Source organism: Micromonospora sp. NPDC047793, assembly GCF_040642635.1.
Lineage (GTDB): Bacteria > Actinomycetota > Actinomycetes > Mycobacteriales > Micromonosporaceae > Micromonospora.
This window is the reverse complement of sequence record NZ_JBEYSG010000001.1, coordinates 416,955-435,008: the sequence shown is the minus strand read 5'-3', so window position 1 is coordinate 435,008 and position 18,054 is coordinate 416,955. Positions and strand designations below refer to the sequence as shown.

Below are 18,054 nucleotides of genomic sequence, written 5' to 3'. Positions count from 1 at the left end.
CGGCCTCCCGGAGCTGCTACACGCCCGGCAGTTCACCGTTGCGGAACAGGTCCACGAAGAGCTGATGGTCCTGCCGGGCCCGCACACCGTACGCGTGGGCGAAGTCGACCAGGTGCGCGACGAAGCCGGCGGGGTCCGCGTCGACGGCCGCGACGATCGCCTCCTCGGTCGAATAGTCGACCAGGTCGTGGCTGGACTCGTCGTCGGCGACCGAGTGCATCCGGGCGACCGCCCGACCGAGGTCGGCCAGCACCCCGGCCAGTTCTTCGGGCTCGTTGACGTCCGCCCAGTCGAGGTCGGCGGCGTACGGGGAGACCTCGGCGACGAGTTGACCCACCCCGTCCAGCTCGGTGAAGCCCACCCACGGGTCGGCGTGCGCCTGGAGGGCGCGCTGCGACTCGGCCGTCCGGTGGCCCTGGTGGCGGAAGTAGCCACGGACGCGCTCGTCGTCGACGTAGCGGGCGACCGCCGGGACCTGGGCCTGCTTCATGTAGATCAGGACGTCGTTCTCCAGCGCCTGGGTGTGCCCCTCCAGCAGCAGGTTGTACGACGGCAGCCCGGCCGAGCCGATCCCCACCCCCTTGCGCAGCACCACGTCCTTGATCTGCGCCGCCACCGGCCGGGTCTGGGTGCTGGCGGGCAGCGTGTCCAGGTAGTCCTGGAAGGCGGCGCAGACCCGCGCCCGGACGTCGTCGTCCACCTCGTACACGCCGTCGCGCAGCGAGAACCGCCGCTCGTACTGGTCCACGGTGGTCTGCTCGCGCAGCAGGTCGACCCGGGTGTTGAGGCGGGCCTGCTGGAGCACCCGGCGCAGGACGCCGTCGGCGTTGTCCAGCGTGATGGAACCGATCGCGTCGTCACCGCCGGCGGCGATGGCCCGCAGCTCGGTCAGGTAGTGCTCGGCGAACGCCGTCACCAGGTCGCTGATCACCCGGTCGGAGAGCGCCTTGGTGTAGCCGATCAGGGCCACGCTGGCGACGAAGCGCCGCAGGTCCCAGGTGAACGGCCCGACGTACGCCTCGTCGAAGTCGTTGACGTTGAAGACGAGTTGGCCGGAGCCGTTCATGTAGGTGCCGAAGTTCTCCGCGTGTAGGTCGCCGTGGATCCACACCCGGCTGGTCTGCTCGTCCAGGAACCGCTCGTCGGCGAAGTCGCCACGCTGGTCGGCATAGAAGACGCTGGCACTGCCCCGGTAGAACGCGAACGGCGACGCGGCCATCTTGCGAAACTTGCGCCGGAAGGCGGCCGGGTCGAGCGCCATCAGGGTGCCGAACTCCTCGGTCAGCACCTTGACGATGAAGGCGGAGCGCGGCTCCGCGAAGTCGGTCATGACCGCACGCTAGCGCTCGGCCGCCACCGTGGCGGCGACCGCGCCGAGCGGGGTGCCCCGCTGGCCCCGGATCGGGCGTCGCCGCGAGTTTCAGGAGGTCGGAGGGCGTACCGGCGGGGCGGTGAGGGAGGCCGCGTCGCGGGGTGGCACAGCCGGTGAGGCGCCGTCGGCGGGCCGCGCGTCGGCCGGTGGGGCGCCGTCGGCGGACGGTGCGTCGGCCGGTGAGGCGAGCGGGTCGGGGCGGGGTACGCCGCCGATGCCGGACTGCTCGGCGGCGATCTTCTCCTGGAGGCGGAGGATGCCGTGCAGCAGCGCCTCGGGCCGGGGCGGGCAGCCCGGCACGTAGACGTCGACCGGGATGAGCTGGTCGACACCCTTGGTCACCGAGTACGAGTCCCAGTACGGGCCGCCGCAGTTGGAGCAGGCGCCGAACGAGATGACGTACTTGGGCTCGGGCATCTGGTCGTAGAGCCGCTTGATCGCCGGGGCCATCTTGTCGGTGACCGTGCCGGAGACCACCATCAGGTCGGCCTGGCGGGGGCCGTGCGCGAACGGGATCACGCCGAGCCGCATGAAGTCGTGCCGGGACATGCTGGTCGCGATGAACTCGATGGCGCAGCAGGCCAGCCCGAAGTTGAAGACCCAGAGCGAATACCGCCGGCCCCAGTTGAGCACGAACCGGATCGGCTCGCCGAGCACCGCCGGTAGCTGCACGACCGTCCCCTTCCCGTCCCCGACAGTCAACCACAGCGCCCGTCCGGCCCGGCCGGGCCGCTCGGTAAGGAGGGGTCCCCTGCTAACGCCTCGTGTATATAAAGGGCCCCCTCCTAACAAGAAAGCGCTCAGAACGACGGGCGTTGCAGCAGACTCACGAACTCCACCAGGAGGCGCTCCCGCAGCGCGGGTGGGGCGGCGTCGAGGAGAGTGTTCACCGGTGCCATCCGGTCCGGCAGTCCACCGCCACCGCCGAGGCCCAGTCCGGCGGCCAGCCCGGCGACCATGTCGGCGGTGAGCGCCTCCGGGGTGAGCGCCCCGGCCAACGCGAGCAGGTCCGGTGGCAACGCGACCGGGCCGGCCGCCTCGGCCGCCACGACCGCCTCGGCCAGGTCGGCGCCGAACTCCGCCGCCGTGGGCGCGACCGCCGCGGTCACCGTCAGGTGCACACTGCGCGGCATACCGGCGTACGCGAGCTGGGGCTGGGTGTGCCAACCCCGCGCGGCCAACTCGTCGACCAGGACGAACAGGTCGGGGCCGGACTCGGTGGCGGTGAAGCAGACCACGGTCGACTCCGGCTCGGCGACCAGCCGCAGCCCGTCGACGCCGCGCACCGCGTCGGCCAGTACCCGTACCGCCTCCCGGGTCCGGCGGGCCAACTCCAGGTAACCGTCGTCGCCGAGGTGGCGCAGGGTGGCGTACGCGGCGGCGATCGGACCACCGGACCGGGTGGAGGAGATCACCGGGTTGACCATCGTGTACCCGGGCCAGTCGGCGTACGCGAAGTACTGCGGTGCGCGCAGCCCGGCATCACGGTGCAGCAGCACCGAGACGCCCTTCGGCGCGTAGGCGTACTTGTGCAGGTCCACCGAGATCGAGGTGACCCCGGTGACGGCGAAGTCGAACGCGGGCAGGTCGGTGCCGAGGCGACGCAGGTAGGGCAGGGTCCAGCCGCCGAAGCAGGCGTCCACGTGGCAGCGCACCCCGGCGGCGGCGGCCGTCTCGGCGATCTCTGCCACCGGGTCCACCACGCCGTGCGCGTACGAGGGGGCGGAGCAGACCACTAGCACGGTCTCCGGCGTGATCGCGGCGGCCACGTCGGCGACCGAGGGGCGGAGCGTGCCGGGGTCGACCGGCACCGTGTCGAGCGCCACCCGCAGGTAGTGGGCGGCCTTGGCGAACGCGGCGTGGGCACTGGCCGGCACCACGATCCGGGGTGCGGTGATCTCGGGCCGGGCGTCGCGGGCCGCCTTGACGGCCAGGATCAGCGACTCGGTGCCGCCGCTGGTGACACTGCCGACCACCTCCGGCGCGCTCGTGCCGGGCCCACCGCCGAGGACCCGCGCCGCCGCGCCGACCAGCGCGTTCTCCATCGCCAGCAGCGAGGGGAAGGCGGTCGGGTCGAGCCCGTTGACGTGTGCGCTCTCGGCGTACGCCGCCGCCGCCAACTCGTCCAGCCCGGCGACCGCCGCGTCGTACACGTACGCGAACAGTCGCCCGCCGTGCGTCGGCCGGTCGGCCTCCCGCAGCCTGCGGACCTCCGCCAACACCTGTTCCGCCGGTACGCCGTGTGCCGGCAGTGCCGACCCGCTCTCGTCGATCATGGAGTGGTGGTGCCCTTTCCGTGGCTTTTAACGGCATTCGTCCCGGCGACAACTCCATGATCGACGCCGGAGACACGGGGGGCGTCGGGAGCGCCGGGGAGGGGGGAGGCGTGGGGGGTGAGGGTGGCCAGGAGGGTGGGGGTCAGGTCGTAGGGGCGGAGCAGGAGGGTGGCCAGGCCGATCAGCAGGGCCGGGAGGAGGGTGAAGCCGAGCAGGACGCCCAGGCGGGCGGTGTCCGACTGGACCGCTGCGGTGCCGGTGGTGGAGGAGACGTAGCCGGTGAGCGCGAGCACCAGACCGAAGACGCCCGGCCCGAGGGCCAGGCCGAAGGTCTCGCCGGCCGTCCAGAGGCCGGTGAAGACGCCCGCCTGCCGCCGGCCGGTGCGAGCCGTGTCGTACGCGATGCAGTCCGGAAGCATGGCCAGCGCGAACACCTGCTGACCGGCGTACCCGACGCCCAGCGCCGCCACCAGCAGATAGACCACGACGGCGGGCAGCACCGGCGCGGCGACCAGGGCCAGCCCACCGACGGAGAGGATCAGCGACGCGGCCACCAGCGCGGCCAGTTTGCCCAGCCGGGCACCCACCCGCGACCACAGCGGCATCACCACCAGCGCCGGTCCGACGAAGCAGAGGAACAGCAGGGTCGGACCGGTCGTCGGGTCGCGCAGGATCTGGTCGGCGAAGTACTGCACCCCGGCGAGGATCGTGGCCACCCCGGCGGACTGGACCACGAAGCAGAGCAGCAGCGCCCGGAACGGCCGGTTCCGACCGGCGACGGTGAGCTGGGCACGCAGGCTCGGCTCGCTCTCCCCGACCGAGCCCTGCGGGGCCGACCGGGTGCCGAGGAACGCGCCGACGGCACCGACCGCGATCAGGGCGGCCACGAAGACGCCCATCCAGCGGTGCCCCGGCACGCCACCGCCGGCGGCGTCGCGGACCAGCGGGGCCACCGCGCCGGCGACCAGGATGGCCAGCGCCAACACCGCGATCCGCCAGGTCATCATCCGGGTACGTTCGGCGTAGTCGTCGGTCAGCTCGGCCGGCATCGCCACGTACGGCACCTGGAAGAAGGCGAACGCGGTGGCTGTCGCCAGGAAGGCGATCGCCACGTACGCCCCGGCGGCCGGTCCGGCGCCGAACGGCGCGGCGAAGATCGACCCGAACAGCACGGCCAACGCCAACCCACCGACGAGCAGGTACGGCCGGCGGGCACCCCACCTCGACCGGGTCCGGTCGGAGATCCGCCCGGCGACCGGGTTGACCAGCACGTCCCACGCCTTCGGCAAGAGCACCAGCAGGGCCGCCACTCCGGCGGCCACCCCGAGCGTGTCGGTCAGGTACGGCAACAGCAGCAGCCCCGGCACGGTGCCGAAGGCTCCCGTGGCCAGCGAACCGAGCGCGTACCCGGCGTGCACCTTGCGCGGCAACCCGGCCGCCCCTGCTCCACCCGGCGACGCGTTCATGGCGCCGAATGTTACTCACGTTATGGCGCGGGTCACATCCCCTCTCCGGGCTGCCACTGCGCCGCCCGCATGTCGACCCGGCCCGCGCGCAGCGGCGTACCCTCGCTGAGCCACCGCCCCCGCGCCTCGGCGGCGAGGCGGGGTGGCATCGTGCCCGTGGCGTTGACCACGCGGTGCCAGCCGACGGCCCCACCGTGCCGAGCCATGATCGATCCGATGAGTCGGGCGGACGCCCGTCCGGAGCGCTCGGCGAGCGCGTCGGCCACCCCGCCGTACGACATCACCCGGCCCGGCGGTATCCGGTCGACGAGCTCCAGCACCGCCTCGACGTACTCGTCTGGTGTCACAAGCGGCCAGACTATGGGAAGGCCGCCGGGCCGTACCGCGCCGACCACGCAGAATAGGCGGGTGCGTGACGCGGTAACGGCGGCCCGGCGGGTCGTTGTCAAGATCGGTTCCTCCTCGTTGACCACCGCCACCGGCGGTCTGGACGACGGGCGGGTGGACGCGTTGGTCGACGCCCTCGGGACACGGATGGCCGACGGACGTGAGGTCGTGCTGGTCTCCTCCGGCGCGATCGCCGCCGGCCTGGCCCCGCTCGGGCTCTCCCGGCGACCACGGGACCTGGCCACCCAGCAGGCCGCCGCGAGCGTCGGTCAGGGCCTGCTGATCAGGCGGTACGCTGCCGCCTTCGCCCGGCACGACCGGACCGTCGGACAGGTGCTGCTCACCGTTGACGACGTGACCCGCCGGGCGCACTACCGCAACGCGTACCGCACCCTGCGCAAGCTGTTGGATCTGCGGGCGGTGCCGATCGTCAACGAGAACGACACGGTCGCCACCGAGGAGATCCGGTTCGGCGACAACGACCGGCTGGCCGCGCTGGTGGCCGCGCTCGTCGACGCCGACCTGCTGGTGCTCCTCTCCGACGTCGACGCACTCTGGACCGGCAACCCGGCGCGTCCCGGTGCCCGCCGGATCGCCGAGGTACGCGACGAGTCGGACCTGGTCGGAGTCGACATCGGCGGTGCCGGGCGGGCCGGTGTCGGCACCGGTGGCATGGTGACCAAGGTCGAGGCGGCCCGGATCGCCACCGGATTCGGCATCCCGGTGGTGCTGACCTCCGCGCCGCAGGCGGTCGCGGCGCTGGCCGGTGAGCCGGTCGGCACCTTCTTCCATCCCAGTGTCAGCCGCCCGGCCGCGCGACTGTTCTGGCTGGCGCACGCCACCGCGCCCCGGGGACGGCTGCACCTCGACCCCGGCGCGGTCGCCGCGGTGGTGGGCCGCCGCAAGTCGCTGCTGCCGGCCGGGATCACCGCCGTGGACGGGGCGTTCACCGCCGGCGACCCGGTCGACCTGGTCGACACCTCCGGCGCGCCGGTCGCCCGGGGACTGGTCAACTACGACGCGGTCGAGCTGCCCGGCCTACTCGGGCGGTCCACCTCGGATCTTGCCGCAGCGCTCGGTCCGGCGTACGAACGGGAGGTCGTCCACCGCGACGACCTGGTGTTGCTGTGAGCGGACGATCCGCCGGCTTGAAGTGATTGCAGGGGGCCCTTCCTATGCACGAGGCGTTAACAGGGGGCCCTTCCTTACATCGAAGGAGCGTGTCATGAGCGTGAGCGAGCAGGCCCGACGGGCGCGTACGGCGGCGGAGGCGCTGGCCGTGGCGACACGTACGGCCAAGGACTCGGCGCTGCACGCGATGGCCGACGCGCTGGTGGCGCGTACGCCGGAGATCCTCACCGCGAACGAGGCGGACCTGGCGGCCGGGCGGGAGGCCGGGCTGAGCGCGGCCGTGCTGGACCGGCTCGCCCTCAGCGAGACCCGGGTGGCCGGCATCGCCGACGCGCTGCGCCAGATGGCCGGGCTGCCCGACCCGGTGGGTGAGGTGGTACGCGGCTCGACCCTGCCCAACGGGCTGGAGCTACGGCAGATCCGGGTGCCGTTCGGCGTGGTCGGGATCATCTACGAGGCGCGGCCGAACGTGACCGTGGACGCCGCCGGCATCTGCCTGAAGTCGGGCAACGCGGCGCTGCTGCGCGGTTCCTCGTCGGCCGCGCACTCCAACGCGGCGCTGGTGACGGTGCTGCGGGACGCCATCGACGGTGCCGGGCTGCCCGCCGACACGGTGCAGTTGCTCGACGCCACCTCACGCGACTCGGTCAAGGAGCTGATGCGGGCCCGGGGGCTGGTGGACGTGCTCATCCCGCGCGGCGGCGCGTCACTGATCCGCACCGTGGTCGAGGAGTCGACGGTGCCGGTGATCGAGACCGGGGTGGGCAACTGCCACGTCTACGTGGACGCCGCCGCCGACCCGGTCAAGGCCGTCTCGATCACGCTCAACGCGAAGACGCAGCGACTGTCCACCTGCAACACCGCCGAGTCGCTGCTGGTGCACCGGAACGTGGCGGACGCCGTACTGCCTCCGATGCTGGCGGCGTTCGCCGAGGCCGGGGTGACGGTGCACGGCGACGCCCGGACGGCGGCATACTCGGACGCGGTGGTGGCCGCCACCGACGAGGACTTCGCCACCGAGTACCTCTCGGCCGACATCTCGGTGGCCGTGGTCGACTCGCTCGACGCGGCGCTGGCGCACATCCGGCGGTACGGCAGCGGCCACACCGAGGCGATCGTCACCGACTCCCAGTCGGCCGCCCGGGAGTTCGTGGCCCGGGTGGACGCGGCGGCCGTGATGGTGAACGCGTCGACCCGGTTCACCGACGGCGGCGAGTTCGGCTTCGGTGCCGAGATCGGCATCTCCACCCAGAAGCTGCACGCTCGTGGCCCGATGGGCCTGCCGGAGCTGACCAGCACGAAGTACGTGGTCACCGGGGACGGTCACCTGCGGAGCTGATGGGCAGGCGCCCGATCCCGGTGGCAACGGCTGGCCCTGGTGGCACCCGGATCGGCCCTGGTGGCACCGCACGGACCGGTGGCGTCGACCGGGAGACGGTGGCATCGGCCGGATCAGCGGAAGGCGCGGATCACCGCAAGCGTGGCGTGCACGTCGAACTGGTGGCCGTCGTCGCTGCTCCAGCCGCCGTCGGTGCGTTGCGTCTCGGTGAGCCGGCGACGGGCCGCCACCACCGTCCACTCCTGCTCGTCGACCTCGACGCGGCGCAGGGTCGCGGCGAGCCAGGCGGCGTCGGCCGGGGACGCCTCCGGCATCCGCTCGGCGAGCAACGCCTTGATCCGTGCCGACTCGTAGAACAACTGCTGCCGGTGCAGGACAGCCGCACTCAGCCAGCCGGCGGCCAGGAAGGACGGCCAACTGCCGTCGGGGCGCAGGTGGGCGGCGAGCGCCTGCCCGGCGGCGTGCACCACCCCGGCGTACGCGCCGCCGACCCGGTGGTCCAGCGGCCCGGCGGCGCGGGCGTCCAACCCGGCCACGGTGAGCCAGAAGGCGGCGTTGGCGGTCAGGTAGAGCCGCGCCTCCGGGCTGCCCGGCCGGGCCCACTCCGGGGCGGTCTCGGCCAGCGCCGGATCCTCCTCCCAGCAGCCGTCGCGCTGTTGGGAGGCGGCGAGCCAGTCGAGTGCGCGACGCGCGGCCGGGCGACCCAGCGCCCCGAGGTCGTCCAGTTCGGCGAGACGGAAGCAGGTCGCGTCGACCGAGGCGACCGGGTCGCCCCAGGAGGCGGGCCAGCCGCCGCCCGAGGTCTGGCCGACCTCGGCACTGTCCAGCGTCTCCGGTTGCGGCGGCGTGCCGGTGCGCAGCCAGGAGAGACGGGCACGTTCGACCGTGTCCCCGTGAGCCACCACGAATCCGATCGCGGCGTCGATATCGACCACGGCGGTCACGCTACCGGCGGGAACATGATCCCGCCTCGGTACAACGGGCAGGTGGGACCGGCCGTCGGCCGGGTGGCGCGCGGGCCGTCGGCCGGATGTTAGGAGGGGTCCCCTGCTATACCTGAGGCGTTAGCAGGGGACCCCTCCTTACATCAGTACGCGGGCAGGGAGGGATCGATCTGCTTGATCCAGGAAAGCACGCCGCCCTGGACGTGCACAGCATCCCGGAAGCCGGCCGCCTTGAGCGCGGCGAGCGCCTCGGCGGAGCGGACACCGGACTTGCAGTGCAGCACGATCTGCCGGTCCTGCGGGAGCTTGGCGAGCGCCTCGCCGGAGAGGATCTCCCCCTTGGGGATCAGCGTCGCGCCGGGGATACGGACGATCTCGTACTCGGCCGGCTCCCGCACGTCGACCAGGAAGATGTCCTTGCCGGCGTCCTGCCACTCCTTGAGCTCGGCGGCGGTGATGGTCGCGTCGACGACCGCCTCCTGGGCCTCCTCGGAGACCGCGCCGCAGAAGTCCTCGTAGTCCTCCATCAGGTCGGTCAGGGTGGCGTTCTCGCCGCAGAGCACGCAGTTCGGGTCCTTGCGAACCTTGATCTTGCGGTAGCTCATCTCCAGGGCGTCGTAGACCATCAGCCGGCCGACCAGCGGCTCACCGATGCCGGCGAGCAGCTTGATCGCCTCGTTGACCTGGATCGAGCCGATCGAGGCGCAGAGCACACCGAGCACGCCGCCCTCGGCGCAGGAGGGGACCATGCCGGGCGGCGGGGGCTCCGGGTAGAGGCAGCGGTAGCAGGGGCCGTGCTCGGCCCAGAACACCGACGCCTGGCCGTCGAACCGGTAGATCGACCCCCAGACGTACGGCTTGCCGAGCAGCACCGCCGCGTCGTTGACCATGTACCGGGTGGCGAAGTTGTCCGTCCCGTCCACGATCAGGTCGTACTGGGAGAAGATGTCCCGGACGTTGTCCCGGTCCAGCGCGGTGTTGTGGATCTCGACGTTGACCAGCGGGTTGATCTCGCGGATGCTCGCCGCGGCGGACTCGGCCTTGGATCGGCCGATGTCGGAGACCCCGTGGATGATCTGCCGCTGCAGGTTGGACTCGTCGACGGTGTCGAAGTCGATGATGCCGAGCGTGCCGACACCGGCGGCAGCCAGGTACATCAGCGCGGGCGAGCCGAGACCACCGGCGCCCACACAGAGCACCCGGGCGTTCTTCAGCCGCTTCTGCCCGGTGACTCCCACGTCGGGGATGATCAGGTGACGGGAGTAGCGGCGGATCTCGTCTACGGTCAGCTCGGCGGCAGGCTCGACGAGCGGGGGCAACGACACGGTGGACTCCCCGGGATCGATGTGGCGGTCAACCGAGCCATTGTTGCTCGCCGGCCCACCCGCCGACCATGAGCAGCGACACGTCGCCCGGCATGCGGGAGCGGGAATATCCCGGATCGGGTGACGGCCGGGGTCAGGTGGCCGGGTCGCCGACGTACCGCAGGCCGTTGAGGTACGGCCAGGCGTACGCCAGGCAGCCGTCCAGGCCGTACGTCTGCTGCTGCATCACCGGCGCCGGTCGGCCCGCGCCGGGGCACGTCTGGTGCCCCTCCCCGAACTCGTGGCCCACCTCGTGGTTGATCACGTAGGCCCGGTACACCGCCAGCGGCGCACCGTAGCCGGGTACCGCCTCCGCCCAGCGCGCCAGGTTGATGATCACCTTCCCGGGCAGCCGGCACGAGGTGTAGCCCTCGGTGCTCAGACCGCCGGTCGCGCACATCGCCTCGGAGGTGGCCGGCGTGGCCAGATAGAGAGTGAAGTCGGCGTACTCCGGGTCGTCGATCCGGCGGACCCGCAGGTCCCCCGAGCCGATCCAGCTCCGCGGATCACCGAGCACCGCGTCGACCTCGGCGGCGAAGGCGTCCGGGTCCTGCCCGGTGCCCTGCTCGACGGCCACCCGGTAGTGCACGACCCGGCCGTCCAGGCCGCGCACCGGGGACGCACCGCCGGCCACCGCGAAGCTGCCCGCGCCGACCATCGGGTACGCCGGTCCCGATGGCGCGGTCGCCGTGTCGTCGTACGCCCGACCGGCCGGTGCCGCGCCGGTCGATCGTTCCTCTGCCGGTGCGATGCGCAGCACGAGGGTGACCGTCAGCACCAGCGCCACCGAGAGGGTCACGACCAGCCGGCGTCGACGCCGACGGACCGCCGGACGCTGCCCCGGCGGCGGATCCTCCGGCCGGGACTCCGGCGGATCGTCCGGCAGCCCGGGGCTGCCGTTGAGGGGCGAGGACGGCATATGCCCATCGTCGCACTCTAATCGGGCATATCAGAGCATTACCGCACGGTCAGTCCGCCCCTACAGCGGCGGGCCGGCGTACCGCTTCCCGTCCAGGTACGGCCACGGGTTGGCCACGCACCCCTTGAGGAAGATGGTCTGCTGCATCATCACCGGGGCCGGCTCACCCCGCCCCGGACAGCGCTCGTGCCGGTGGCCCAGCTCGTGCCCGACCTCGTGGTTGACCACGTACGTGCGGTAGACCGACAGCGGCACCTCGGCCTCGACGTAGTGCGGCACCGACTGCCGCCACCGGTCCAGGTTGATGATCACTTTCCCGGGGGCCCGGCACGAGGTGTACGGGCGGCCACCGATCCGGATGTCGACCCCACCGGCCGCACACATCCGTCCCGCCGTGGTGGCGGTGGCCAGATAGACGGTGAAGTCGTACCGGGACGCGGTCTCCACCTGCCGCAACCGCAGCTTCCCGCTGTCCACCCAGCTTCCCGGCCCGGCCAGCGCCGTGTGGACCGCCAGGGCGAACTCGCCCGTGTCCACGCCCGCGCCGGACTCGACCGCCACCCGGTACCGCCGCACGTCGCCGGCCGTACCCAGCACCGGACCGGTCCGCTCGTCGTAGTCGAAGCGACCCGGCCCGGACGACGGGACCGGCCCGGACGACGGGACCGGCCCGGACTCCCGCAGCACCGGCTCGGGCGACGGGACCACCGCCGACGGCGACGGTGACACGGACGACGGCGAGACCGGGGGCGGCACCGGCGGTGGGGACGCCACCGCCGCCACCTCGTCGGCGGAACCGACCGGGGTCCGGGTCACACCGGTCACCAGCGCCGCCCCCGCCCCGAGCGCCACCACCAGCACGGCCAGCCGGCGCACCACGGCACGCCGCGACATGGTGGCCGTGGCCGGTCCCGGTGACCGGGTGTGCCGACCGACGGAGCCAGACCGCCCACGACCACCAGGACTACGCATTCGGGTCATCCTGCCAGGTCAGCTCTCCCGGGCGCACTCCGCCGACTCGGTCAGAAGCCCGACCACGGCTCGCGCCACCAGGCGCGGCACCTCCAACTGCGCGACGTGCCCGACGCCGTCGAGCATCAGCAGCCGACTGTCCGGGATGACCCGAGCGGTCTGCGGTGCCACGCGGACGTCGACCAGGCGGTCCTGCCGACCGCCCACCACCAGCGTGCGGGCCCGCACCGCCCCGGCCATCCGCCACAGCGACCCCGACCCCGGCAGGTACGACCGTAGGAAGCTGGAGACGATCCCCCGGAACGTCCGGACGTACGCGGCGGCGTAGTGGCTCTCCTCGTACCGCACCCGGATCTCCTCCACCGCCTCCTGCCGGCGCTGTTCGGAGATCCGGCTGATGTCGGCCACGCACGCCTCCATCGACTGCTGCGCCATCACCTCCGGCGCGAGTTGGGCCAGCCGCCAGGCGGCCAGTTGCTCGGCGCGGGGTATCGCCAACAGTGGAAGCATCCGGCCCTGCAACGACCGCCGGAAGTCGAGGAACGGCAGGGCCGGCGACACCAGGGTCAGCGTCCGCACCAGATCCGGCCGCAGCGCGGCCACGCGGACCGAGACCGCCCCGCCCAGCGAGTTGCCGAACAGGTGCACCGGGCCCCGGTCGGAGTGCTCGATCCAGCGGATCACCCGGTCCGCGAAGGACGGCAACGTGTAGCGCAGGCCCGGCTCACTGCGCCCGAACCCCGGCAGGTCGATCGCCTGACCGTCGAGGCGGTCGGCGAGCAGGCCGGCCAGGTCCGTCCAGTTCTGCGAGGACCCGCCCAGGCCGTGCACGTACAGCGCCGGCTCCGCGTCCGGGCCGGTGGCCGGCGTCTCCCGGACATAGGTCACCGTGCCGTCCAGGCGTACCTGCCGGCCCGGCCAGGGCGGCGGCATCGAGGGGGCGGGCAACAACCGATCGGGCCAGAGGGTGGCAGGCTTCACCACTCCAGTCTGCCCCGAACGGGTCAGGCCAGCAGAGCCTCCAGCCGCCGGTTGACCGCGGCCAGGCTGGCGCGGACCACCGCCTGCCGGGGGTCGCCGGCCACCAGCGCCGACCCGGCCAACTGCTCGACCCATCCGTCGCAGACCAACAGCACCACGACGGTGGCCACCTCGCAGTTGCCGAACGGCACCACGGCGGCGTGCTCCACGAAACAGCGTCCCCGCTCGGCGGTGGGGTCGGCACCGCGCAGCAGTTCGTCGATGGCGGCCGCGGCGGCCACCGCGCAGAGCCGCAGCACGTACCCGTCGACGGCCGGGCCGGTGGCGTACCCGGCGGCACTCTGGTCCCCGGCGAGCAGGCGCACCTCGACGGTCGCGTCGAGACCGAACGTGCTGACCTGGACGTGGTCGAGCACCACCCGGGGACCGGGCACCCCGCCGGTGTCCAACGGCCGGGACGGCGCGGACTCGGTCGTGGTGAGCTGCCCACCCGAGTAGGAGGAGCCGAGTGTCGCCGGGCTGCCGGTCGGGCCGGGTTCCTCGACGACGGCCCGTCCCCGGGGCGGGGCGGGCGTCGGGCGTCGGCGGCGGGCGGGCTCCGGCTCGGTGCGGGACGGTGGGGCCTCCGTCCGCGCTACCGCCGGGCGGGACGGTGGGGCCTCGGTCCGCACCCCCGCCGGGCGGGCCGCCGGACGTCGGGGCTCGACGGGCGGACGTGACTCGCCGCCGTCGCGGGGGTCGGTGGAGCGGCGGCGCACCGGCACGGCCGGTGGTCCCGGCACTTCGCTCGGCGCGGCGGCCAGCCCCATCCGCTCCTGGAGCAGGCGGGCGACGTGCCGGCTCACCTCGGCCGGGTCGGCACCGTCGGAGAGGTCCAGACGCAGGCTGTGGGCACCGGCCGGGGTACGCCGCAGGGCCGCGTCGCGTACTCCCTCCACGCCCCGCACCGCGTCGAGGATCGCGTTGACGTCGAAGCCCTCGGGCCGCTCACGCAGCGGTGCCGGTTCGTCGTCGCGACGCAGATGGGTGGCGATCCGGGCGAGTTCCGGGGTTTCTGCGGGTGGGTCCACGGCTGGCGGCTCCGGCACGACGGGCACGTCCGGCTCGGCGGGGACGCGCTGCGGCAACACCGCCGAGGTGCCGTCCGGCGACCGCTCGCCGGGCGTTTCGGGATCGGGAGCTGATCGGCGGGCCGCGTAGGGGGCCGCGCTCGTCGGGACGGGCGCGGACGGGGTGCGTTCACGGTGCGTGGGCACGTCGGAAGCCCGGACGCCGGATGCCGGCTCGGTCGGAGCCGGAGTGGCGGGCGGGCAGGGCGAGGCGGGCGGCGGGGCGGTCGGCCCCGGATCGCTGGGCACCGGTCGGAGCCGGAACGGCCGGTAGGCCGGGCCGCCGCCGGAGGCGTTCGCGGCCTCGGTGGCCGGCGGCCTGGGCGGCTCGGGCGGGGTCGTCTCGCGCGCTCCGGCCGGTGGTGCGCTGGCGGGCGGTGCGCTGGCCGGGTCACGCGCCCAGGGCAGGCGGTCGTCGGCGGGCGGCGGGCCGCCGACACGCATCCCCCAGGGCAGGCCCTCCTCGGTACGCGCGCCCCACGGCAGGCCCTCGTCGGCCGGAGCCGCGCTGACCGGACGGGTTCGCCAGGAGGCGCGCTCGTCGGCGGGGACCCCGCTGACCGGGGACGCCGACCAGGCCGGCCGCTCGTCGGCGGGCGCGCCACTGACCGGGGACGACGACCAGTGGGGCCGCTCGTCGGCCGCCCACGCGGGCCGGTCCCGCGTCGGTGGCGCGGCGGTCGGTTCGGTGGACTCCCGTGCGGGGCGCTCGTCGACCGGTGGCGCACTGGTCGGCGCGGCGGCCCACGAGGGCCGGTCGGTGGACCCGGGCGGTCCGGCCGGGGTACGCGGCCCGGACGCCTCCGGCCGGGTCGGCTCGTACGGCCGGGGCCGCTCGACCGGCACCGGCTGGTAGGGGCGGGTCGGCTCCACCCGGACCGGCTCGTACGGCCGGCTCGGTTCGCTGGACCAGCCCTGCCCCGAGGTCTCCCGCCCGCGTCGGCCGCTCTCGTCCTCGCCGCGCGCCCAGGACGGCGCCCAGTCACTCGGCGGGCCGGAGCGGGCCCAGTTCGGCTGCTCGTCCTCCGGCGGGTCTGCCTCCGCCGACCAGCCACCGCGCCGGTCGGCACTCGGCGGAGGCCATCCACCGCCCTGGTCGGCGGCGTAACCGTGGTCGCCGGACGGACCGGCGGCGGGGTGGGACGGACCGGTCGGCTCGGCCGGATACGGCTCGTCCCAGCCGCGCGACCGGCCGGCGGACGGATCGTCCCCGTGGCGTTCGGCGGTGGGCGCATGCACGCCGGGCGGCATCTCGAAGCCGGAGGCGGCGGTGCCGACGGGCGGCACCTGCACGGCCGGCGGCGCCGAGGTGGGCAGGCCGGCGGTCGAGGTCACCGGCTGCTCGCCGGCGGGGGTGGGACGTGGCGCCGGCACCACCATCCGGTCGTGACCGGCGTCACGGCCCGACTCACGCAGGCCGGGCGGGGCACTGACCGGGGTGTGTCGACCGGCCGACGACTCGTCCTCGGGGTGCACGCCGTTGACGTGGTGTCCGTTCGTGCGCGTCGCGCGTTCCGGCTCCGACTGGTCACCGGCGGGAGCGGGCAGGTCGGCGTAGCGTGGTGAGGCGGTCGCCCAACCGGAGGGCGGCTCGGGGTGACGCCGGGGCGCGCCGAGGTCGCGGGAACCTTCCGCCCCCCACGACCAGTCGGCCGCCGACGGTGCCCACCCGTTGCCGGAACGGGCCAGGTCATCCCACTGACCCGTCCCGTCGCCGTGCTCTCCCGGGGTGGCGGCACCGGGTTGCCCTGCTTCACTCACCGCGCGCTCCTTGGTCGCCCCCGCTGAGGCTACCGTGTGGCGACAGTGGCGATAAGTTACAGCGGCGGGCCAATTCCGCGCGGGGCCATGGCGGCCCTGAGCGGTTCGGGCGAAATGCGGCCCGTCTACAGACTCGGAGGTTCCCATGACCGCTGTGGGGAACGGCGCCCAGACCACCGGCAGGCCGACCCGCCTGCCCCGTTCGGCACGCCGCAAGCAGCTGCTCGCCGCTGCTCAGGAGGTATTCGTCGCGCAGGGTTACCACGCCGCGGCCATGGACGACATCGCCGAGCGGGCCGGCGTCTCCAAGCCCGTGCTGTACCAGCACTTCCCGGGCAAGATGGAGCTGTATCTCGCCCTGCTCGACACGCACTGTGACGCAATCGTCGCCAAGGTGCACGACGCGATGGCGAGCACCGCCGACAACAAGGAGCGGGTCAGCGCGTCCGTACGGGCGTACTTCGACTTCGTCGACCACGAGAGCGAGGCGTTCCGCCTGGTCTTCGAGTCGGACCTGCGTAACGACCCGGCCGTGCGGGAGCGCGTGGAGCGGGTCGAGCAGGGCTGCATCGCGGCGATCACCGACACCATCATCTCGGACACCGGGGTCAGCCGGGCTCATGCGGAGCTGCTCGCCTCCGGCCTGGTCGGCGCCGCCGAGACCGCGGCACAGTTCTGGCTGGCCCGCGGGCGGCAGGTACCCAAGGCCGAGGCGGAGGCGTTGGTGGCCGCGCTGTCCTGGCGGGGCATCGCGAGCTTCCCGCTGCAAGGTGAGTCAGCCTGAACTCGCACCTTGTGATCGGATAGCCTTCGCACGGCGACCATTTCGCCCGACGGAGGAGGCACAGTGGAGGTCAAGATCGGGGTGCAGTACGCACCGCGCGAGCTGGTCCTGGAGAGCGCACAGTCGCCGGCCGAGATCGAGCAGATCGTGACCGACGCGATGGCCAGGAACGAGGGCGGCACGCTCTCCCTGACCGACGAGAAGGGCCGGCGGGTCATCGTGCCGGTCAGCAAGGTCGCTTACGTCGAGATCGCCGAGGCGTCCCCTCGGGCAGTGGGCTTCACCGTCCGCTGACGATCAGTTGTTGAGGCCGGCGGCGGCCATCCGCGCGGTGTGCGCGGCGGTCAGCCGCCGGAACAATCCGGGTACGTCCGCCTGCCCGTCCGCGACGATCAGGGCGGTCAACGTCCCCCGGTCGGCGGCGACCACCCGGCCCGCCTGGGACAGCGCCTCGCCGACCAGTCGCCGGGCCCACATGGACAACCGACCGGCGACCTTCGGGTCCGCCGCGACGGCGTGCCGGATCTCGGCGGCGGCGAACTCCGCGTACCGCGAGTCACGCAGCACGTCCAGGACCAGGCGCCGGTCCGGCTCCCGCAGCGCCTCGGCGATCTCGCGGAGGAAGTCCTCGGTGATCCCGTCACCGACGTACGCCTTGGTGACCGCTTCCGCCCAGTCCCGGGGCTCGGTCGAGTCGTGGTACCCCTGCAACGGCTCGACGTAGGCCGCCATCGCCTCCTCCACCGGCACGCCGAGCACCGCCAGCCGGTCGGCCAGCCGCCGGTAGTTGGCGATCTCGGCGGCGGCCATCTCGCTCAACGCGGCCCGACGGCGCAGATCCGGGGCGAACCGGGCATCGGCCGCCAGACGTTCGAAGGCGAGCAGTTCACCGAGGGCCACCAGGCCGAGCAGGTCGGCGACGGCGTGATCGGGCGCGGCGGGGGCGGACACCCGCGCAGGCTACCGCCGTCGGCCGCCCGGGGAGCGCTCGGCGAGGCGTCACCGGGCGGGCTGACCAGGCAGCACCGACCACATGCATGTGATACAGGTCACATAGAAGCCCTCCCGGTGACTCTTGCCGGACTGGAATCGGGACGGCTTCACACCCGTTCAGGTAACATGGACGAGTTGCCGTAGGCGCCGATCCCGACCGGATTCAGATCCAACCCGGTCGACGTCCGACCCACGGCGCGCGTGCGGCCCGGTCCGCCCGGCATCTCTGCCGCCGACCGTGTGGCCCGCGCCAAAC

16 protein-coding genes are annotated in these 18,054 nt (G+C 73.4%); 4 read left to right on the top strand and 12 right to left on the bottom strand.

The window, feature by feature from the left end:
- Positions 1–16 precede the first annotated feature (16 nt).
- From ABZ738_RS01970 to ABZ738_RS01950, 5 genes are all read right to left on the bottom strand, one after another.
- Positions 17–1,330: a DUF2252 domain-containing protein gene (locus ABZ738_RS01970; protein ID WP_131054100.1), complete on the bottom strand. Its 1,314-nt coding sequence runs from the start codon at positions 1,328–1,330 to the stop codon at positions 17–19.
- Positions 1,331–1,420: 90 nt separating this feature from the next.
- Positions 1,421–2,044 carry an NADH-quinone oxidoreductase subunit NuoB gene (gene nuoB, locus ABZ738_RS01965; RefSeq protein ID WP_357210360.1) on the bottom strand — a complete coding sequence of 208 codons (624 nt, stop codon included), beginning with the start codon at positions 2,042–2,044 and terminating at the stop codon, positions 1,421–1,423.
- A gap of 128 nt (positions 2,045–2,172) precedes the next feature.
- Entirely contained in the window at positions 2,173–3,648 is a 1,476-nt protein-coding gene (locus ABZ738_RS01960) for an aminotransferase class V-fold PLP-dependent enzyme (protein WP_131055176.1), read from the bottom strand.
- Complete coding sequence (locus ABZ738_RS01955; RefSeq protein WP_131055174.1) at positions 3,645–5,114, bottom strand: MFS transporter; 1,470 nt, start codon at positions 5,112–5,114, stop codon at positions 3,645–3,647. The genes ABZ738_RS01960 and ABZ738_RS01955 overlap by 4 nt, the downstream gene beginning before the upstream one ends.
- A gap of 32 nt (positions 5,115–5,146) precedes the next feature.
- The gene (locus tag ABZ738_RS01950) at positions 5,147–5,461 is read right to left on the bottom strand and encodes an MGMT family protein (RefSeq protein WP_131055172.1); all 315 of its coding nucleotides are present in this window, start codon (positions 5,459–5,461) and stop codon (positions 5,147–5,149) included.
- Between the two features lie 61 nt (positions 5,462–5,522).
- Here ABZ738_RS01950 and proB point away from each other — a divergent pair, with 61 nt between their 5' ends.
- Together proB and ABZ738_RS01940 are read left to right on the top strand one after the other, a co-directional pair.
- Complete coding sequence (gene proB / locus ABZ738_RS01945) at positions 5,523–6,632, top strand: glutamate 5-kinase (protein WP_201272456.1); 1,110 nt, start codon at positions 5,523–5,525, stop codon at positions 6,630–6,632.
- 94 nt (positions 6,633–6,726) lie between these two features.
- Complete coding sequence (locus ABZ738_RS01940; RefSeq protein WP_131055169.1) at positions 6,727–7,971, top strand: glutamate-5-semialdehyde dehydrogenase; 1,245 nt, start codon at positions 6,727–6,729, stop codon at positions 7,969–7,971.
- 113 nt (positions 7,972–8,084) lie between these two features.
- Here ABZ738_RS01940 and ABZ738_RS01935 read toward each other — a convergent pair whose 3' ends face one another.
- From ABZ738_RS01935 to ABZ738_RS01910, 6 genes are all read right to left on the bottom strand, one after another.
- Positions 8,085–8,915 (bottom strand): prenyltransferase/squalene oxidase repeat-containing protein, encoded by an 831-nt coding sequence (locus tag ABZ738_RS01935; RefSeq protein WP_357210354.1) that lies wholly within the window; start codon positions 8,913–8,915, stop codon positions 8,085–8,087.
- 143 nt (positions 8,916–9,058) lie between these two features.
- Positions 9,059–10,240 (bottom strand): adenylyltransferase/sulfurtransferase MoeZ, encoded by a 1,182-nt coding sequence (gene moeZ, locus ABZ738_RS01930; protein ID WP_131056131.1) that lies wholly within the window; start codon positions 10,238–10,240, stop codon positions 9,059–9,061.
- A 133-nt stretch (positions 10,241–10,373) separates the two neighbouring features.
- Positions 10,374–11,198: a DUF3152 domain-containing protein gene (locus ABZ738_RS01925; protein ID WP_357210351.1), complete on the bottom strand. Its 825-nt coding sequence runs from the start codon at positions 11,196–11,198 to the stop codon at positions 10,374–10,376.
- 60 nt (positions 11,199–11,258) lie between these two features.
- A complete protein-coding gene (locus ABZ738_RS01920) occupies positions 11,259–12,092 on the bottom strand; it encodes a DUF3152 domain-containing protein (RefSeq protein WP_357210349.1) in 834 nt (277 codons plus the stop codon).
- 96 nt (positions 12,093–12,188) lie between these two features.
- A complete protein-coding gene (locus tag ABZ738_RS01915) occupies positions 12,189–13,151 on the bottom strand; it encodes an alpha/beta hydrolase (protein WP_131056137.1) in 963 nt (320 codons plus the stop codon).
- Positions 13,152–13,174: 23 nt separating this feature from the next.
- The gene (locus ABZ738_RS01910; RefSeq protein WP_357210347.1) at positions 13,175–16,021 is read right to left on the bottom strand and encodes a hypothetical protein; all 2,847 of its coding nucleotides are present in this window, start codon (positions 16,019–16,021) and stop codon (positions 13,175–13,177) included.
- A 145-nt stretch (positions 16,022–16,166) separates the two neighbouring features.
- Between ABZ738_RS01910 and ABZ738_RS01905 the strand changes: the two genes are divergently transcribed.
- Positions 16,167–16,805, top strand: a complete 639-nt coding sequence (locus ABZ738_RS01905) for a TetR/AcrR family transcriptional regulator (protein ID WP_131056701.1) — start codon at positions 16,167–16,169, stop codon at positions 16,803–16,805.
- Between the two features lie 63 nt (positions 16,806–16,868).
- Positions 16,869–17,099, top strand: coding sequence for a DUF3107 domain-containing protein (locus ABZ738_RS01900; RefSeq protein ID WP_131056703.1), 231 nt, complete (start codon positions 16,869–16,871; stop codon positions 17,097–17,099).
- A gap of 3 nt (positions 17,100–17,102) precedes the next feature.
- On the opposite strand, the gene ABZ738_RS01895 is transcribed toward ABZ738_RS01900, so the two are convergent.
- Positions 17,103–17,756, bottom strand: a complete 654-nt coding sequence (locus ABZ738_RS01895; RefSeq protein WP_131056705.1) for a ferritin-like fold-containing protein — start codon at positions 17,754–17,756, stop codon at positions 17,103–17,105.
- Positions 17,757–18,054 lie beyond the last annotated feature (298 nt).